We start from the raw sequence: 18,781 nt of genomic DNA on the forward strand, positions 1-18,781 counted from the left end.
TAAAATTTCACACTAAATAACAAAATTCCGAGAATTAAACCTAAATAGAAATTAACAAGACATTCAAATTATTATGAAAAATATACTAACGATTGCCTTTTTTTTACTCGCAAGCCATGTATTTGCGCAATCCCAGACAGAAACCGAGATTCTCAAATTATCTAACCAAATATTTAAATGGGAAGTTGAAAATAAAATAGATTCTCTTGAAAATCTATTTGATGATAAATTTATAGTTGTTAGCAGTAATGGTGAGTTTAAAACAAAAAAACAATACATAAACACCTTAAAAAGCGGAGATTTTATACATAACCGTATTGATGTAGAAGAAAATACTGCAACTGTTATAAACAATACAGCTACGGTTGTAGGGAAAGGGAGTTTTACAGTTACCATTTCTGGAAAAGTTGTCGTCCTTCATCTTTCCTATATGGAAGTGTTTACAAGACCTAATCCTAAAAAATTATGGAAAATAATGGCAATGCACGCCAGCGTACTGCCAAACTAAATCATACATAACCTTGAAGAAATACGAAACTCTTCATGAAATTATTTATTCCAATCTCAATATTTTCACAAATGAATGTATTTTCACCATCAATAGTTGCAACTGAAATCCTCCATTTATCGCTGGAAAAATTTCGTTGGAAAACGGAAGGAAGGATAGACTTAGTCGAAGATTTATTTGACGATGAATTGGTTTTTATCCACATCACAGGACAGATGACAACCAAAGCCGAATGGATTAAACAATTGAAATCAGGTAATTTTGTTTACAACAAAATTGAACAAAAAGAAGCCGCCGTCAAAGTGTATGGAGATACAGCAGTTTTGGTGGGAAAAGCCTACTTCACGGTCAACGGTGGCAGCTTATATAAACTGGTTTATACCGAAGTGTACACCAAGAAAAACGAAAAGTGGAAATTGGTTAATCTCCACACTACATCAGGGAATTTTTAATTTAAAATAAAAGAAATCATGGAAAAAAGAAAACTAGGAAATGGCGGATTAGAAGTTTCCGCTCTTGGATTAGGTTGTATGGGACTCAGTTTTGGGTATGGCCCAGCAACCAATAAAGAAGAAGCAATACAATTAATTAGAGCAGCGTATGAGCAAGGGGTTACTTTTTTTGATACTGCTGAAGCCTATGGTGCTGATAACGAAAAATTGCTTGGAGAAGCCTTAGCTCCCTTTCGTAAAGAGGTAGTTATAGCAACTAAATTCGGATTTAGAGAAGGTGATTCCAGTAAAGGTCAAGACAGTAGACCAGAACGGATTAGAGTTGTAGCTGAAAAATCATTACAATACTTAAAAACTGACGTAATTGACTTGTTTTACCAACACCGTGTAGATACAACTGTACCTATCGAAGAGGTTGCAGGCACTATACAAGATTTAATCAAAGAAGGTAAAATTAAGCATTGGGGACTTTCGGAAGCAGGAGCAGAAACTATCCGTAAAGCGCACGCCATTCAGCCAGTTGCGGCACTGCAAAGTGAATACTCTTTGTGGTGGAGAGAACCGGAACTAGAAATCATTCCAACTCTTGAAGAATTAGGTATTGGTTTTGTTCCGTTTAGTCCACTGGGAAAAGGTTTCTTGACCGGAAAAATCGACGAAAACACTACATTCGACAGTACTGATTTTAGAAATATCGTGCCTCGTTTTTCTCCAGATGCCCGCAAAGCCAATCAGATAATGGTTGATTTACTAAACACTATAGGAGCACAAAAAAATGCAACTCCTGCTCAAATAGCATTGGCTTGGTTGTTAGCACAAAAACCATGGATTGTTCCAATTCCTGGTACTACAAAACTACACCGATTGACAGAAAATATCGGAGCGGCAAATGTAGTGCTTACTACTTCGGATTTGCAAAAAATAGAAGCAGCAGCCAGCCAAATACAAATAGAAGGAGCGCGCTATCCGGAACACTTGCAAAAAAGAGTGGGTAAATAATTAATTTTATTTCAAAAAGACAAAAAATCATGGACAAGAATCGTTTAGAAGCCTTTTCGGATGGAGTCATGGCTATAATCATTACCATCATGATATTGGAATTAAAACAGCCAAGTGAAACCAAATGGGAATCGTTATGGGAAAATTGGCCCATTTTTATAAGCTATGCTTTAAGCTTTGTCTTTGTTGGACTTTACTGGAGCAGTCATCATCATTTATTGCATATGGCACGCAAAGTGAATAATAGAATCCTTTGGGCTAATATGTTCGGTCTGTTTTGGCTGTCATTCATTCCCTATTCTACCTCATGGATGGGAGAAAATGCATTTCAAAGTACCACCGTTACACTTTATGCAATTATCCTGACGCTTTGTGTTATTTCCTATATGATTTTAGTGTATCAACTGCGTTATTTACATGGCTTTGATTCGGATTTTTCAAAAGCATTTAAAGGGAATTACAAAAGTTATCTTACTATTACTCTCAATTTAGTTGCTGCCATAATTGCTACATTAGGCATGCCAAAAATTGCCTTTATCATATTAGTTATGACTTCGTTATTATGGTTCATTCCCAACCATAGATTTGGTAGTAAGGACGATACAATTATAAATGATTAATTACAATACTATAAAAATGAAAAATTTGTTAATAATTGGTGCCAGCGGAGGCATTGCGCAAATAGTTACCGATATATTAGTAAATGACCAAACGGTAAACCTAACATTATTCGCACGAAAAGCCAATAGACTGAAAAGCCAAACTTCCAAATGTAAAATTATTGAAGGTGATGCATTGGATAAAGAAGTACTTAAAACAGCCATGAACGGACAAGATATAGTGTATGTAAACCTTGCGGGAGATTTGGAGCGAATGACAAAAAACATTGTTGCTGCTATGCAAGAAACAGGCGTTAAAAAAATCATAGCGATTAGTTCAATTGGTATTTATGACACGCCGTTAAAATCTGTTTTAGTTCCGTACCGAAAATTAGCCGATGCAATTGAAGCATCGGGTCTCGATTACACCATTTTAAGACCCGAATGGTTTAGCAATGCAAATGAAGTAGATTATGAAACAACACAAAAAGGCACACCTGAAAAAGGTTCTGTCATTTCTCGAAAAAGTCTGGCTACATTGATTACAGAAATTATAAAATCGCCAGAGCAGTTTAAGAAGCAAAATCTGGGAGTGAATAAACCTAATTCATAAATGGGGTTTCGATTTAGACGTGAACAAAAACTATTAATGTTGTACAGTAAAATCAATGTTATTTTCCCTTAAAGTTGTTGTGTCTGCGTGAGTGATGGGAGCTAGTTACCTTGTAACGCGGACAGCACGACAGTATTAGGGAAAGGGGGCGAATAAACGGCATTATGAGTTGCCCCCTTTTTCTAATGGTGACACGCCCAAATAATTTTGAAAAGAATTGAAATCCATGCAACCTATCTTCCCTACTCTATTTCTGAAAGGATAAGTAAAAAATAAAATTGTTTGAAATTAGCACTATTAAAAAGATGAACGACGTAGAAACCATAGCCGATTTTTATAAGCGAAAATACGATTGGATGCCCGAAAATATTCGCAATGAAATAGGGCATTTCAATGTATTTAAGTTAGAGAACTATCTAGGCAAACAGGCAAAGCCCGTACCTTATAAACGCAGGGACTATTTTAAAATAACGTTGCTTATTGGTGAAAGTAAAATTGAATATGCCGATAAAGCAATCGAACTAAAAAAACAGGCTTTGGTATTTTCCAATCCTCAAATTCCTTACCGTTGGGAACATACTGAAGGCATTCGTAGTGGTTTCTTTTGTGTGTTTGATCAGGCATTTTTTCATCAATACGGCAACCTGAACCAGTATTCCATTTTTCAGCCCGATGGCAATCACGTTTTTGAACTCAACGATGAACAGGTACAACTATTGAACGAAGTATATCTGCGTATGTTTGATGAAATCGATTCTGATTATATTCATAAGTATGATGTACTTCGTACGGTTGTAAGCGAAATTATTCATTTTGCAATGAAAATGCAACCTGCTTCACCACTGAATAAACAGTCCTTTAATGCCTCGCAAAGGATTTTGACGTTGTTTTTGGAACTCTTGGAACGACAATTTCCTATCGATGAAACCCATCAAAGCGTAAATCTGCGTTCGGCTTCTGATTTTGCAGAAAAACTGAATGTACACGTTAATCATTTGAACCGTGCCATAAAAGAAACTACCGATAAAACTACTTCTCGAATTATTGCCGAACGTCTATTGCAGGAAGCCAAAATTCTTTTGAAACAAACTTCCTGGACAGTATCGGAAGTTGCTTTTGCCTTAGGTTTTAATGAAGTAACCCACTTCAATAATTTCTTTAAAAAACACGTTCAAGCAAGCCCCATAAAATTTAGAAATGTTTGATTTTTAGCAACTAAATTTAACAATTAACACATTAATAACCAATTATTTAATACATTTATTCCATAATCGAGTCAAACAAAAAATTAAACATATTTTAATTAAAACAGCTATAAAATGAATACAAATACAACAACAAATGTAAAGGCTTACGGTACAGTAGCAGCTGATGTTCCTTTAAAACAAATGGATATCCAACGCAGAAACATTACGGCAAAAGATATTGAAATCGAAATTTTGTATTGCGGCGTTTGTCATTCTGACTTACACACTGCCAGAAATGATTGGGGATTTACGACTTATCCTGCTGTTCCTGGCCACGAAATTGTGGGTAAAGTAACCCAAGTAGGAAGTGATGTTACCAAACTAAAAGTGGGAGATTTTGCTGCAGTAGGCTGTTTGGTAGATTCTTGCCACACCTGCGATAACTGCAAAAAAGACCTGGAACAATATTGTACAACCGGATGGATTGGGACTTACGGCAGCCCTGACAAGCATTTGGGCGGAATGACTCTTGGAGGTTATTCGGAAAAAATTGTGGTAGACGAACACTTTGTTTTAAAAGTACCTGCTAATCTTGATTTGGCTGCTACAGCGCCTTTGTTATGTGCAGGAATTACCACTTGGTCACCACTTCGCCACTGGAAAGTTGGGAAAGGGAGTAAAGTTGCCGTTGTAGGTTTAGGCGGATTGGGACACATGGCCATAAAACTAGCTAAAGGTTTAGGTGCAGAAGTTACCCTTTTTTCCAGATCAATTGATAAAGAAAAAGACGCTTTAGAATTAGGTGCAGATGCCGTAATTATCTCCACTGACGAAACTCAAATGAGTGCTGTAAACGGAAAATTTGATTTAATTATTGATACCGTTCCTTATGTTCACGATGTAAATCCTTATGTAGGTACTTTAAATACTAACGGAACTTTAGTTTTGGTAGGCTATTTAGGTGGTTTGGAACCTATTTTGAATACGGTTCCTATGATTTTAGGAAGAAAATCAGTTGCAGGTTCTTTAATTGGCGGAATTGCCGAAACTCAGGAAATGCTTGACTTTTGTGGGGAACATAATATTGTATCCGAAATTGAAATAATTAAAATGCAGGATATTAATGAAGCGTATGAAAGAATGCTAAAAAGTGATGTTCGGTACCGTTTTGTAATTGATATGGCGTCGCTTAAAAGCTAAAAAAATATGAACACAACAGATAATATCGAACAAAATCCAATTTTCTCACAAGGTGATAAAGCAAATCCTGATTATTTTACGGGAAATGCCTGGGTTAAATTATTAGTGAATGAAAATGAATTTAATAGTGTCATCGGTAATGTCACTTTTGAAGCGGGAGCCAGAAACAATTGGCACACTCATCCGGGAGGTCAAATTCTCATTGTAACATATGGAACTGGCTATTATCAGGAAAAAGGCAAGCCGATTCAATTGATTCAAAGAGGCGATGTTATTAAAATACCAGCCGATGTTAAACATTGGCATGGTGCTGCAACCGATAGTACGTTAACTCATATCGCCATTACTGCCAGTACTCCAAAAGGAGCTGTAGACTGGCTGGAAAGAGTAACTGATGAAGAATACAATAGTTACAAACAGTAAGAATGACTTTCAAAGAAAGGTGTTCGATTACAGTCCCAGTGACTACATAATTCATTCCCAATTAAAAACAAAATCCTGTAAATCATATGATTTACAGGATTTTTAGTTTTTACTAATTCCATTTTTACCTTCAGGGAAATCCAAATTAAACCTAACTTCTGAGATACTAATTATTGTAAACAGATAACCTATTTAATACTGAAATAAGATTTAAATCATTGTGTAAAAAAAATTATAGTAAGTTTGTAAATCAATCCCATTGAAATTTTTTAAAAAATAACAATAATGAGTTTAAAAGATTTATTAGACAGTAGTAAAGACAAAAGCCTTTCTGGACAAAAGTGGCATATGCTAAGACAAGCAATCGTAAAACGATTATTGTCTGCCGGTAATGCTACAATAGCAGAATTAAGTTCTGAGCTACAATCTAGTGTTCCAACGGTAACGAAAGCCGTTAACGAATTATTGCCTGAAGGCTATGTAGTAGATTTGGGAAAAATCACCAATAGCGGCGGAAGACGACCTTCACTATATAGTATCAATCCAACTTGCGCTTACTTTTTAGGGGTCGAAGTGAGTATTGCCAATATGTCTATTGGCTTACAAAACATTAAAAACGAATTTGTCAGTATTGAATTAGGAACTTCCTTTATTTTAGAAAATACACAAGAGTCACTTTTGGAGTTTTGTAATCTCATAAATTCATTTATAGAAGACAGCTCTGTCGAAAAAAAGATGATTGTGGGTGTTTGCATCAACTTTTCAGGTCGTATTAATTCAATGGAAGGATTTAGCTATAATTATTTCTTTAGCGAAAATAGACCTTTAACAGAAATTATTTCAGAACAATTGGACATGCCTGTTCATTTAGAAAATGACACAAGAGCAATGACATTTGGCGAATATTGTGAAGGTGTTGTTGATGATGAACAGAATATAATATTTCTTAATTACAGTTGGGGTGTTGCTATAGGAATGATCACTGACGGTAAACTGTATTATGGAAAATCTGGTTATTCAGGGGAATTTGGTCACAGTACTATCTTTGATAACGGAATTATGTGTCAGTGTGGTAAACTGGGATGTCTGGAGACTGAAATTTCAGGTTGGTCCTTAGTAAACCAATTCAAGGCAGCTTTAAAAGAAGGAAAACAATCAAAAGTAGTTCTTGATGAAAGTTCTCCTGCTTTGCAACACCATACCATTATAGCTGGAGCTTTTAAATTAGAAGATAGTTTGTGTGTCGATTTAGTTACAAAACAAAGCGAGAAAATGGGACGCTATTTGTCAATTCTACTTAATATCTTTAATCCTGATTTACTGGTGATTGGTGGTGATTTTGCCCAACTGGGGGATTACACGCTATTACCTATTCAATCTTCATTAAAAAAATACTCTTTAGGTTTAGTGAACCGAGATATGAAACTTAAAAAATCGACTTTAGGTCGTCGCGCTGGCGTTATTGGGGCTTGTTGTGTCATAAAAGAAAAGATGTTATCCCCATTAATAAATAATTAAAATTACTTCTAAATTTTAATTATTAAAATAATTTAATAACTACATTGTATTTATTAAATTTATTTATATATTTACACCGTGATAATAAATAACGCGGAAATAATTCTATTTTAAAATTGTTTTTTTCTATCCTTTTCTTTTACAAAGAATCAAGAAAAAACTTTAGACCAAAAAAAAACTCCGCACAAAATTACTATCACAAAAAAGATATTTTATCTTTTAAGATGAATATCGCTGTACGTATTTTGACTGTGATGTTTTCTGTTGAAATGATTTTTTCTAATGGTTAAGATTGCCCCTAAAAACTAAAGCAAGAATTCATATTCTTAAAATGCAACGAAAGATTTTAAGATTGCTGATATAAAAAATAACAAAATTGGGAATGCCCTTTTTTATAAAATATTCATTTGTTATCCATAAAAAAAGCCAGCACATGCTGTAAACATTGCTGGCTAGTTCTTCATCAAAGAACTGTGGTTGGAAAACAAATAAATAAACCAAGAAGGAAGAATTATTATTAACCTAACCATTACAAAAGTATGTATTTATTACCAAAAAGCAAGCCGAAAAATTATTGGCTTACCCCTAACTTCGGGAAAGCTATGAAATTAACATCCTTATTTCTAGTAGCTTTTACCGTACAAGCATCAGCTGCGGTATCAACACCGACGGTTCTTTTTTTAGAAAAAAATGTTCCTTTGGAAAAGGAAACTATCAAATTAGGCTTAATCCAAAAGAAAATTTCAGGAAAGGTAACCAATGAAAAAGGAGAATCTTTACCCGGAGTAAATATTATTGCCAAAGGCACTACTATTTCAACACAGACCGATTTTGACGGAAACTTTACATTTGAAGTACCAGATAATATTACAACATTAGTTGTTTCTTACATAGGCCTTCAAGAGCAAGAGGTTACGATTGGAAATGCGCCACTTACTATAGTTTTAAAAGAGGTGGGACAACAAATGAATGAAGTTATTGTAGTAGGTTATGGTTCGCAAAATAGAAGGACCTTAAGTACTTCAGTCTCTAAATTAGACAAAAAAGTGTTAGAAAATGTTCCTTACTCAAACGTGACACAAGCATTACAAGGAAATGTAACTGGTTTAGTGGTACGTACCGCATCAGGGCAACCTGGTAAAGCATCTAATATTTTAGTACGTGGAGGTACATCTATTGATAATCCGGCAGGTGCAACTCCTATGTATATTGTTGACGGAGTTATTCGTACCCAAATTGATGATATTAACTCTGCTGATATTGCTTCATTACAAGTATTAAAAGATGCCGCTGCAACATCAATATATGGAGCTCGTGCTTCTAATGGTGTAATTATTATTACAACTTCTACAGGTAAAGCAGGTAAAACTAAAATCACTTATAATGTTTCTACTCAAAATAGCCGAGTAGGCAAAAAATATGATTTCTTAGACGGAGGAGACTACATTAGACTGCAACGTTTAGGTTTATATAATGCTGCCGAAATAGCCGGACTTTCAACAACAACCGGTATTGCAAGATTAGGGCAATTAACAGGGGCTACTCCTGCCGGTACTGGAAATAATTTGTTGAATAACACGCCTTTTGCTACATTATTGAAATCAAATTTAGACGCGCCCACTATCCAGGGTTTACAAGCTAAAGGTTGGCAAGAAATGGCAGATCCATTAAATGCCAACAACACTATTATGTACAAAAGCACGAACTGGAATGACGTTTTATTCCAAAATGCCATCACACAAAATCATACTTTAGGTTTCAGTGGCGGTGGAGATAATGGTGTTTTTGATTTAAGCTTAGGGTATCTAAAAGGAGATGGTGTAACGATATTTACTGGATACCAACGTTTTACCAGTAAGTTAAATGCATCTTTGAAATTAACGAATAACTTTACTATAAATGGTAGAGTATTATACTCAAAATCAAGTAACAATCAAGTAGTAGCTAATAGCGTTGTTTTCAACAGATATTTAGGAAACTCCCCTACTACAAAATTATATTTGGAAGATGGTACTTTGGCTCCAGGCCAAAATAATATCAATGGAAATCCATTGTACCAAATGGGTAAAGTAAAAGGAATTAATGAAAACAATAAATTGCAAATGGGGGTTGATGGTGATTTAAAACTTACTAAAGATTTAACTTTTACACCTTCATTATCACTTTATAACGAAAGTGAAAATGATAATACTTTTCAACAGGCATTTTTAAGTGGTAGCAATGGTTTAGTTGATAATACGCGTACAGCTACCAGATTAAGCAATCAAATCGCACAATTACAATACGAAGGGGTTTTTACTTATGCTAAATCTTTGGATAATGTAGGTGATTTTCAAGCAAAATTAGGGGCTTCTAAATTCGACAGAACTATAAAAGCATTTAATGCTTCCGGGAAAGGAAGTCCTTCTGATCTTGCACAAACACTGGATTCATCACCAATACCGGTTTCTGTATACAGCAACAATACAAGATTAGTGTTGAACAGTGTTTTTGGTCGTGTTAATTATGATTATAAAAGCAGGTATTTTGCAACAGCCTCTTTCCGTTATGATGGTTCTTCCAGTTTAGGTCCGGATAATAAATATGGATTTTTCCCAGGATTATCCGTAGGTTGGAATGCACATGAAGAGAAGTTTTGGAAAGTAATGCCAGAGGTTGTTTCTTCTTTCAAACTACGTGGAAGTTATGGAGTAAACGGTAACTTAGGTACTTTGGGAGATTTTCAATCAGGTGGATTATATTCAGGTACAACAAACGGATTTGCCAATAGCTACAACGGTCAATCTGCAATTGTAAATTCACAAATTGCAAATCCAGGTTTGAAATGGGAGCAATCACAAACTATAAATGGAGGTTTTGATTTAGGTTTTAATCATGATAAAGTTAGAGTAATTGGAGACTTTTATAATAAATTAACTTCTGATTTATTAACGAATCTAACGCTTCCTTCTAATAGTGGTTTCTCTACTGTTCTGACAAACTTAGGAGGATTAAGAAGCAAAGGTTTTGAATTAGAATTGAATGCCAATGTGTACAATCAAAATGATTGGAAAATTAATGTGGGTGCTAATGTTTCACACAATACTAACGTAATTGAGAAACTTCCTTTCAATGGAAATGCAAACAATAGAATTGGTGGAACTGAAATTTGGGATGCAGCAAGCAGTTCTTATAAATACGTAGGTGGTTTGCAGGAAGGTCAAAAAATTGGTGATTTTTATGCTCACAAACAATTGTATATCCTTTCTACACAAGCACAAGCAGATGCTTATAACGCAACAACACATGATACTTATGTAACTAAAACAGCTGCAGCAGGTGGTAATCCAACTGGTAAGAAATTTGCTGGAGATGCAGTATTTTTAGATGCAGACAACAATGGTACAATTGATAGCCGTGACAGAACTTACATGGGTAATATGTTCCCTAAATTTGTGGGTGGTTTTAATTTTAATGCGGACTATAAAGGATTCTCTTTAACCGTAAGAACAGATTACTCTTTAGGGGCTACTATTTACAATGAAGCCAGAGCGCGTTTTGTGGGTCAATTTCAAGGAAATTACGGATTATTAGCCGAAAGTTTACAGTCTTGGCAAAAAGAAGGTGACATTACTGATGTACCACGTTACCGTTGGGCAGATCAAACGAACCAAAATAACTTATTCCGTTCTGAAGCAAGTGGTGCAGCTTATAATACCAATATGTTCCAAGGAAATAGTCGCTACTACGAAAGTGGAGATTACTTATGTATAAGAGAAGTTACATTAAGTTATACCGTTCCAAAATCGATAGTTGAGAAAGCTAGATTAGCTTCGGTGCGTGTGTATGTAACAGGAAGTAACTTATACTATTTCACTAAATACAGTGGTTTAAGCCCAGAAGTTCAAGGGATTGATGGTGGTTCCAGTTTAGGATTAAATTCAGCTGGATCGACAGGTACTTATCCTGTTCCAAAAAACTTTATCCTTGGTTTAAACATTGGTTTGTAAATTTTAATATTAAATATCATGAAAAAGAAAATTCTTTTATATTCTATACTTTTTACCGGTTTTTCATTATTGAACTCGTGTCAGGATGACTTAAACCTTAAATCTGAAAGCGTAATTACTTCTGCCAGTTTTTGGAAAACAGAAGACGATGCAAAAGCAGGTGTAAACGGTATGTACTTCAATTTTAGAACTCAAACCCAACAAAATTACTATTTATTGGGAGGAGCTAGAAGTGCAGAAATTACAAATGGAGTTCAATCTCCGCTAAGCTTGGCTAATTATTATAATAACAACCTGACTGCACAGAATATTGATGTGGATTGGGCTGGTTTGTATACCGTAATTCATCAAGCGAATTTGGTTTTAAAATATGTTCCGACTATTCAATTTAGTCCAACAACTGTAAATGAGCAAAAGAGATATATTGCGCAAGCGTATTCTATGCGTGCTTTGGCTTATTTCATCATGGCTCGTTCTTGGGGTGGTGTACCAATAGTAACTACACCAACAGAAAACACCAATCAATCTGAATATATTGTTCCGCGTAATACGATTGAAGAAACTTTTGCATTCATTAAGTCTGATATTGAATCAGCTATTGCTAATTATCCAGATGCGACAAATAATAAAACGCAACTATCCTTGTCATCAACTTATGCTTTAAAAGCAGATGTGAATTTATGGACAGCGAAACAATTAGGTGGTGGAAGTACTGATTTAAACACGGCTTTGGCTGCAATTAATGCTATTCCTACAGCACCGACTTTATTACCCAATTTTAAAGACGTATTTGGTTACACCAATAAAGGAAATACTGAAGTGCTTTTTGCGGTTAGATATTCTTTGGCGGATGTACCGTCTGCGCTATCTGACAATTGGAATTCTTTCATGTTTGTTGGACCAAGTGACTTTGCACCCCTAACAGCAGCGACAGCAACAGCAACTTTTGGAACCTTGGGAGTTGGTACAGGAAATGCAGGTATTTCAAGAGTACAACCAGATATTACACATTTCAACTTTAGCAGTACAGATACCAGAAAAACAGCTACTTATTTAACTTTATACAATGGAGCGACTCCGGTAGTAACAGGTTTAGTAAAATACAATGGAACAGTTGATGGTGCTACCAGAAGATTTGTAAGCGATATCATTATTTACCGTTGGGCTGACATCTTGTTAATGAAAGCAGAAATTAAAAATGCTTTAGGCCAAGATCCATCTTCAGAAATGAATCTGGTAATGCAAAGAGCTGATGCTTCTTCCTCATTTACAAATAGCTCTCAAGCAGCTAATAATGATGTTATTTTGAATGAACGTTTGAAAGAATTAGCTTTTGAAGGGAAAGCATGGTGGGATTTAGTACGTTTCAACAAAACGAATCTTGTGCCTTCTATGACCGGTAAAAAAATATTGTTCCCAATATCTCAAAATACCATTAACTTTAATCCTAAAATCACTCAGAATCCATAGTAAAAAACTGGATTTAAGAAGTATAGTTTAAATAATAAGCCGGGAATATTTAAGTTCCCGGTCTATTTAAACAACATAAATAAAAGACAATTTAAAAAAATACCTCATGAAAATTGAACATTTACAAGGGCTAATCTCAGCTCCTTTTACACCCTTTAATAGCAATGGAAAATTAGATGTTAGCCTAATTCCGGCTTACTATACTTTTCTAAAACAAAACGGAATAACTGGTGCTTTTATTAACGGCTCTACTGGAGAAGGTGTTTCTATAACATTAGAAGAAAAAAAAGCGGTTGCTCAAGCTTGGGCAAATTGTTCCAATCACGATGCTGATTTTAAAGTAATGGTATTCTTAGGTGGAACTTGTCTTACTGATTGCATTGACTTAGCAAAACATGCTTATGAAATAGGATTGTATGCTGTTTCTATGACTGCTCCATTTTATTTCAAACCTGCAAATGTTGATATGTTGGCTCAAGCCTGTATCGAAGTTGGTAAAAGTGTTCCTAATATGCCTTTCTATTACTACCACATTCCTGTATTGACAGGCGTTAACTTACCCATGTTTGATTTAGTACAAGCCTTAGACGGAAAGCTTCCGAATTTTGCAGGAGTGAAATATACACATGAAGATTTCATGGATTTCCAAAGTTGTATGAGTTATGAAAATGGGAAATTTGATATGCTTTGGGGACGTGACGAGAATATGTTGTCAGCATTAGTATTAGGAGCCAAAGGTGCTGTAGGAAGTACATTCAATTATGCTGCTCCGTTATACTATGATTTGATTGCGGCTTTTAATGCCAATGATTTAGTTACAGCGCGTGCTTTACAGCAAAAATCAATCAACATGATTCGTTTATTGGGTAAATACGGTGGAATTTCAGTAGGAAAAGCCTATATGAAAGTCGTAGGATTGGATTTAGGTGAATTTAGATTGCCTGTTAAAAATATGAGTGCTGACCAATTTGAATTATTTAAAAAAGATGTAGAAAGTCTAAATTTTGAAGATTTCAAATCAAAATAGCTTCGTTCGTTTTATTTCAAAACAAGCACTATGAATAAATATATTTTTCCTCTAATTCTTTCCTTACTTATTATGCCGACAACTGACGCCCTTTCTCAAAAAAAAGCTGTAAACCATATTCAATGGAAAATGGCAGCGCAACTACAAAATACGGATGGAAGTATATCATTAGGTTTTGCAGGTGCTATTAATGGTATCAGTAACGATGTTTTAATAGTTACTGGGGGAGCTAATTTCCAAGATAAAATGCCTTGGGAAGGTGGAAAAAAACAGTATTCAAATGAAATTCATGTATTGCAGAAGTGTAACGATACCTATAGTTGGAATAAAAATGTACGCAGCACACTACCCGAACCTATTGCCTACTGTGGTTCTACTTCAACTGATTTAGGAGTGGTATATGTAGGGGGCGAAAATGAAAATGGACTTTCCAATAAGGCTTTTATTCTAAAATGGAATGCTGCTACAACTGAGGTTGAAGCCACTTCCCTACCTGATTTTCCAGTAAACATTACCAATATAGCTCTTACACATATTGAAAATGTAGTTTATGCAATTGGCGGTGATGAGACCACTAAATCTTCTGATTTATTTTTAAGTCTTGATTTAAACAGTAGTAATCCAGAGTGGAAAACATTACCAAAATTACCCATCGCTTTGGCTAATTCAGTTGCGGTGGCTCAGAAAGACAAAGATGGAACAAATATTTATGTGATTGGTGGAAGAACCAAAACCCCTTCAGGAATAAGTGATTTGCACAATACCACTTATGCTTTTAACATAAAAAAACAAATCTGGGAAAGTCGTGCCAATATATCCGATGGAGAAAACACAACCAACTTTTCAGCGGGTGCAGGTGTGGCTGTGGGGAATCATTCCATCGTAATTGTTGGTGGTGATAATGGTACAATTTTTCATAAAATAGAGACTTATTTATCACAAATTGCACAAACAGATTCTCCTGAAGAAAAGACCAGACTAATTGCAGAAAAAAATGTATTAAATACCCATCATGACGGTTTCTATAAAGGAATCTTATTATACGACACCCGTACTAATTCCTGGTCTACTATTGGCGAACTGCCCTTTCTTGCTCATGTGACCACAACTGCTACGCTATGGAATGATAAAATTGTTTTGTCTAATGGAGAAATAAAACCAGGTATTCGTACCCCCGATGTCATGTTAGGAACTATAAAGTAATTACACTCAAAATAGGTTTTAACCCCCATTTTTTCATGTCGGAAAATGAAGGTAAAATCACAAATGAAATTTTAAAGCATATCAAAATATGAAAAATACAAAGTATTATCCTTGGGTAGTAGTAGGCTTGTTATGGCTTGTAGCCTTGCTAAACTATATGGACAGACAAATGCTGGCAACGATGCGTCCTTCAATGGAAACCGATATTCCTGAATTAGTATCTGGTGAGAACTTTGGACGTTTGATGGCTATTTTTCTTTGGATTTATGCTTTAATGAGTCCTATATCCGGAATTATAGCGGACAAATTAAACAGAAAATGGCTGATTGTAGGGAGTTTATTTGTTTGGTCAGCCGTAACGTATGCTATGGGATATGCATCAACTTACAATCAGGTGTATTGGTTAAGAGCCCTGATGGGAGTAAGTGAAGCTTTATATATTCCTGCCGGTCTATCACTAATAGCCGATTACCATCAGCAAAAAACAAGATCACTTGCTATCGGAATTCATATGACGGGACTTTATGTGGGTTCCGCATTAGGAGGTTTTGGAGCTACTATTGCCGCCGCCTATTCTTGGCATACTACTTTTCATTATTTTGGGATAGTTGGAGTTTTTTATGCTTTCGTTTTAGTTTTCTTTTTAAGAGAGAAAAAAGTTGCCGAAATAAAAACTATTGATTCCGATTTGATGCCAATAAAGGAAAAAAGTTCACTCTTCAAAGGCATGGCTTTGTTATTCACGAACATCTCTTTCTGGGTTATCTTATTTTATTTTGCCATAATAAGTTTACCGGGCTGGGCTACAAAAAACTGGTTGCCTACCCTGTTTTCAGAAAACTTAGGAATTCCTATGGAAGAAGCAGGTCCTTTAGCCACCATTGCCATCTCGTTTTCATCCTTGTTGGGAGTGATTTTTGGCGGTATTCTATCTGATAAATGGGTACAAAAAAATATTAAAGGCAGGGTTTATACCAGCGCGATTGGTCTGAGTTTAACCATTCCTGCTTTATTGTTAATCGGTTTTGGACATTCATTATTCAATGTTGTGGGTGCGGCACTTTGTTTCGGTATCGGTTACGGAATGTTTGATGCCAATAACATGCCTATTATATGTCAGTTTGTTTCTTCAAAACACCGGGCGACGGCCTATGGTGTCCTAAATATGACTGGAGTTGGTTGTGGTGCATTAGTAACTTCCCTTTTAGGGAAATCATCGGATAGCGGAACTTTAGGCTCCGGATTTGCTTTGATGGCGGGGGTTGTGATAATTGCATTAGTAGTCCAAATCAGTTTTCTGCGTCCAAAAGTGAATGATTTTGTCGATGCTTAAAATCCATTAGTATCGTTTACTAAGTTCAAATAATTGTTTTAAGTTGGGTTTGTTTTTTATCTTTTAAGGCGGAGCCTTGTGTTCCGCCTTGGGGATAATTTACGCCTATTTGTAATAATTTCTGAAAAAATAAAAACATGAATACGATAAAAAGGAATCTATTTTTAGTGGTCTTTTTCATTTCAATAACTTTTCATTTTGAATCAGTTGCGCAAAAAGCAATCCTCAAAGTGGCCTGTATTGGAGATTCCGTTACAGCGGGTTATCTCTTATCTGACGCTGCAAATGAATCCTATCCTTCACAGCTTCAAATCTTGATGGGTGGACAATATGAGGTAAAGAATTTCGGACATAGCGGAGCAACACTTTTGAAAAAAGGAAGTACACCCTACTTTAAAACTAAAGAATGTGCCGATGCCATTGCATACAGACCTGATATAGCTATTATTCATTTGGGTTTAAATGATACAGATCCTAGAAATTGGCCGAATTACAATGCCGAATTTGATGCCGATTACGCTTGGTTAATAGACACTTTAAAAAAACAAAATCCGGTTGTAAAAATTTACATCTGTCGATTAACTCCCATATTTAATGAACACCCTCGTTTTAAATCGGGAACCAGAGATTGGTTTTGGCAAATTCAATCTCATATACCCAACATTGCAAAAGCAAATCAAGTGGGTTTAATTGATTTACATGAAAAGTTATACCATCGTCCCGATCTTTTTCCTGATGCTTTACATCCAACGAAAGAAGGAGCAACTATTCTGGCCAAAACCGTTTATGAAAACATAACCCAAGATTTTGGTGGATTAAAATTAGCGGCTGTTTTCACAGACAATATGGTTTTACAACGCAATCAACCCATTCCAGTTTATGGAACGGCTAATGGAGGTGATGCAATTGAAGTGACTTTTAAACAACAAAAAAAGACCGTTATAGCTAATCAATACGGAAAATGGAAAATTACGTTTCCTGCTATGACACAAGGCGGACCTTACGAAATGACTATTCAATCTAAAGGAACAAACCTTGTTTTAAAGAATATTTTGGTTGGCGATGTTTGGTTTTGTTCCGGACAGTCGAATATGGCATTTCAACTTCAAAATTCAGAAAATGGTTCGGCAGAAGTAAAAAAAGCAATCGCAAATTCCACTATTCGGTTATTCAATGCCAAAGCGATACGGGAGACTGATGAAATGGCTTGGGATTCTCTCACTTTGGTTAAAACCAATCAGCTGCAATTCTTTTCTGGAAGTTGGTCGGTTTGTGATTCGATAAGTGCCAAAGATTTCTCTGCCATTGCCTATTACTTTGGTAAAAACATCGCCCGTGAAGAAAATGTACCTGTGGGTTTAATTCAAGTTGCCGTTGGCGGATCACCGATAGAATCCTGGATTGACAGATACACATTGGAACACGACGATAAAGTAGTTGATGTATTAACCAACTGGCGTAAATCGGATTTTATTATGCCTTGGGTCAGAGAACGTGCCAATGTAAATTTGAAAAATGCTACAAATGCAAAACAACGTCATCCGTATGATCCCTGTTATAATTATGAAGCCGGAGTGGAAGCCTTTACAAAATTCCCGATAAAGGGTGTGATTTGGTATCAAGGCGAAAGCAATGCACATAATGTTGAATTATATGAACATCTCATGCCTACATTAGTAGAAAGTTGGCGCAAAGCCTGGGGTTCTAATCTACCCTTTTATTATGTTCAATTATCAAGTATTGATCGACCAACTTGGCCTGCGTTCAGAGATGTCCAAAATAGATTGCAAAATAAAATACCGAATAGCGGCATGGCTATCAGTATGGATTATGGTGATGTTCTAAATGTGCATCCCATTAAGAAAAAAGAAGTGGCTTATAGGTTGGCGCTTTTGGCCTTGCGCTACACTTATGGAAAATCTGTAATTGCGAATGGTCCTTCCCCTTTGAAAGCCATACAAAAAGGTGACAACATTCTAGTTTCATTTGCATTTGCAAAACAATTAACTACTTCGGACAAAAAAGAATTGATTGGTTTTGAATTGGTAAACAACAAGGGAATTCACATTCAAAGCAAAGCTGCTATCATAAAAAATCAAGTAGTAATTGTTGTCCCAAAAGGAGAAAAAATAAAAACAGTTTTATATGCATGGAAACCATTCACTACAGCCAACTTGGTGAATGAAGCAGGCTTACCCTGTTCGACTTTTAAACAAGAACTCCATGCAAGTACTGAAAATTAAAAAAAGATTCCGTAAGG

The 18,781-nt window shown here is 35.6% G+C and carries 15 protein-coding genes; all 15 read left to right on the top strand.

Features of this window, described 5'->3' with window-relative positions; translation table 11 throughout:
- The first annotated feature begins 73 nt into the window (after positions 1-73).
- The 15 genes from ACM55H_RS03430 to ACM55H_RS03500 all read left to right on the top strand — a co-directional run bounded on the left by ACM55H_RS03430 (position 74) and on the right by ACM55H_RS03500 (position 18,764).
- Complete coding sequence (locus ACM55H_RS03430) at positions 74-508, top strand: nuclear transport factor 2 family protein (RefSeq protein WP_416835177.1); 435 nt, start codon at positions 74-76, stop codon at positions 506-508.
- Between the two features lie 71 nt (positions 509-579).
- A complete protein-coding gene (locus tag ACM55H_RS03435) occupies positions 580-960 on the top strand; it encodes a nuclear transport factor 2 family protein (RefSeq protein WP_416835178.1) in 381 nt (126 codons plus the stop codon).
- Between the two features lie 18 nt (positions 961-978).
- Positions 979-1,959, top strand: a complete 981-nt coding sequence (locus ACM55H_RS03440) for an aldo/keto reductase (protein WP_416835179.1) — start codon at positions 979-981, stop codon at positions 1,957-1,959.
- Between the two features lie 29 nt (positions 1,960-1,988).
- Complete coding sequence (locus ACM55H_RS03445; protein WP_416835180.1) at positions 1,989-2,579, top strand: TMEM175 family protein; 591 nt, start codon at positions 1,989-1,991, stop codon at positions 2,577-2,579.
- Between the two features lie 16 nt (positions 2,580-2,595).
- A complete protein-coding gene (locus tag ACM55H_RS03450) occupies positions 2,596-3,171 on the top strand; it encodes an NAD(P)H-binding protein (RefSeq protein ID WP_416835181.1) in 576 nt (191 codons plus the stop codon).
- Between the two features lie 305 nt (positions 3,172-3,476).
- Positions 3,477-4,376, top strand: a complete 900-nt coding sequence (locus tag ACM55H_RS03455) for a helix-turn-helix domain-containing protein (protein WP_416835182.1) — start codon at positions 3,477-3,479, stop codon at positions 4,374-4,376.
- Between the two features lie 114 nt (positions 4,377-4,490).
- On the top strand, positions 4,491-5,558 hold the full coding sequence (locus tag ACM55H_RS03460) for an NAD(P)-dependent alcohol dehydrogenase (RefSeq protein ID WP_416835183.1): 1,068 nt from the start codon (positions 4,491-4,493) through the stop codon (positions 5,556-5,558).
- A 6-nt stretch (positions 5,559-5,564) separates the two neighbouring features.
- On the top strand, positions 5,565-5,981 hold the full coding sequence (locus ACM55H_RS03465) for a (R)-mandelonitrile lyase (RefSeq protein ID WP_416835184.1): 417 nt from the start codon (positions 5,565-5,567) through the stop codon (positions 5,979-5,981).
- A gap of 285 nt (positions 5,982-6,266) precedes the next feature.
- Positions 6,267-7,499, top strand: a complete 1,233-nt coding sequence (locus ACM55H_RS03470; RefSeq protein ID WP_416835185.1) for an ROK family transcriptional regulator — start codon at positions 6,267-6,269, stop codon at positions 7,497-7,499.
- Between the two features lie 602 nt (positions 7,500-8,101).
- Entirely contained in the window at positions 8,102-11,488 is a 3,387-nt protein-coding gene (locus ACM55H_RS03475; protein WP_416835186.1) for a SusC/RagA family TonB-linked outer membrane protein, read from the top strand.
- 18 nt (positions 11,489-11,506) lie between these two features.
- Entirely contained in the window at positions 11,507-12,958 is a 1,452-nt protein-coding gene (locus tag ACM55H_RS03480; protein WP_416835187.1) for a RagB/SusD family nutrient uptake outer membrane protein, read from the top strand.
- A 106-nt stretch (positions 12,959-13,064) separates the two neighbouring features.
- Positions 13,065-13,985: a dihydrodipicolinate synthase family protein gene (locus tag ACM55H_RS03485; RefSeq protein WP_416835188.1), complete on the top strand. Its 921-nt coding sequence runs from the start codon at positions 13,065-13,067 to the stop codon at positions 13,983-13,985.
- A gap of 30 nt (positions 13,986-14,015) precedes the next feature.
- Positions 14,016-15,188, top strand: a complete 1,173-nt coding sequence (locus ACM55H_RS03490; RefSeq protein WP_416835189.1) for a galactose oxidase — start codon at positions 14,016-14,018, stop codon at positions 15,186-15,188.
- 88 nt (positions 15,189-15,276) lie between these two features.
- The gene (locus ACM55H_RS03495) at positions 15,277-16,521 is read left to right on the top strand and encodes an MFS transporter (protein WP_416835190.1); all 1,245 of its coding nucleotides are present in this window, start codon (positions 15,277-15,279) and stop codon (positions 16,519-16,521) included.
- Between the two features lie 137 nt (positions 16,522-16,658).
- Positions 16,659-18,764 carry a GDSL-type esterase/lipase family protein gene (locus ACM55H_RS03500; protein WP_416835191.1) on the top strand — a complete coding sequence of 702 codons (2,106 nt, stop codon included), beginning with the start codon at positions 16,659-16,661 and terminating at the stop codon, positions 18,762-18,764.
- Positions 18,765-18,781 lie beyond the last annotated feature (17 nt).

Origin of the sequence: Flavobacterium cryoconiti, assembly GCF_048158645.1 — a bacterium.
Lineage (GTDB): Bacteria > Bacteroidota > Bacteroidia > Flavobacteriales > Flavobacteriaceae > Flavobacterium > Flavobacterium cryoconiti.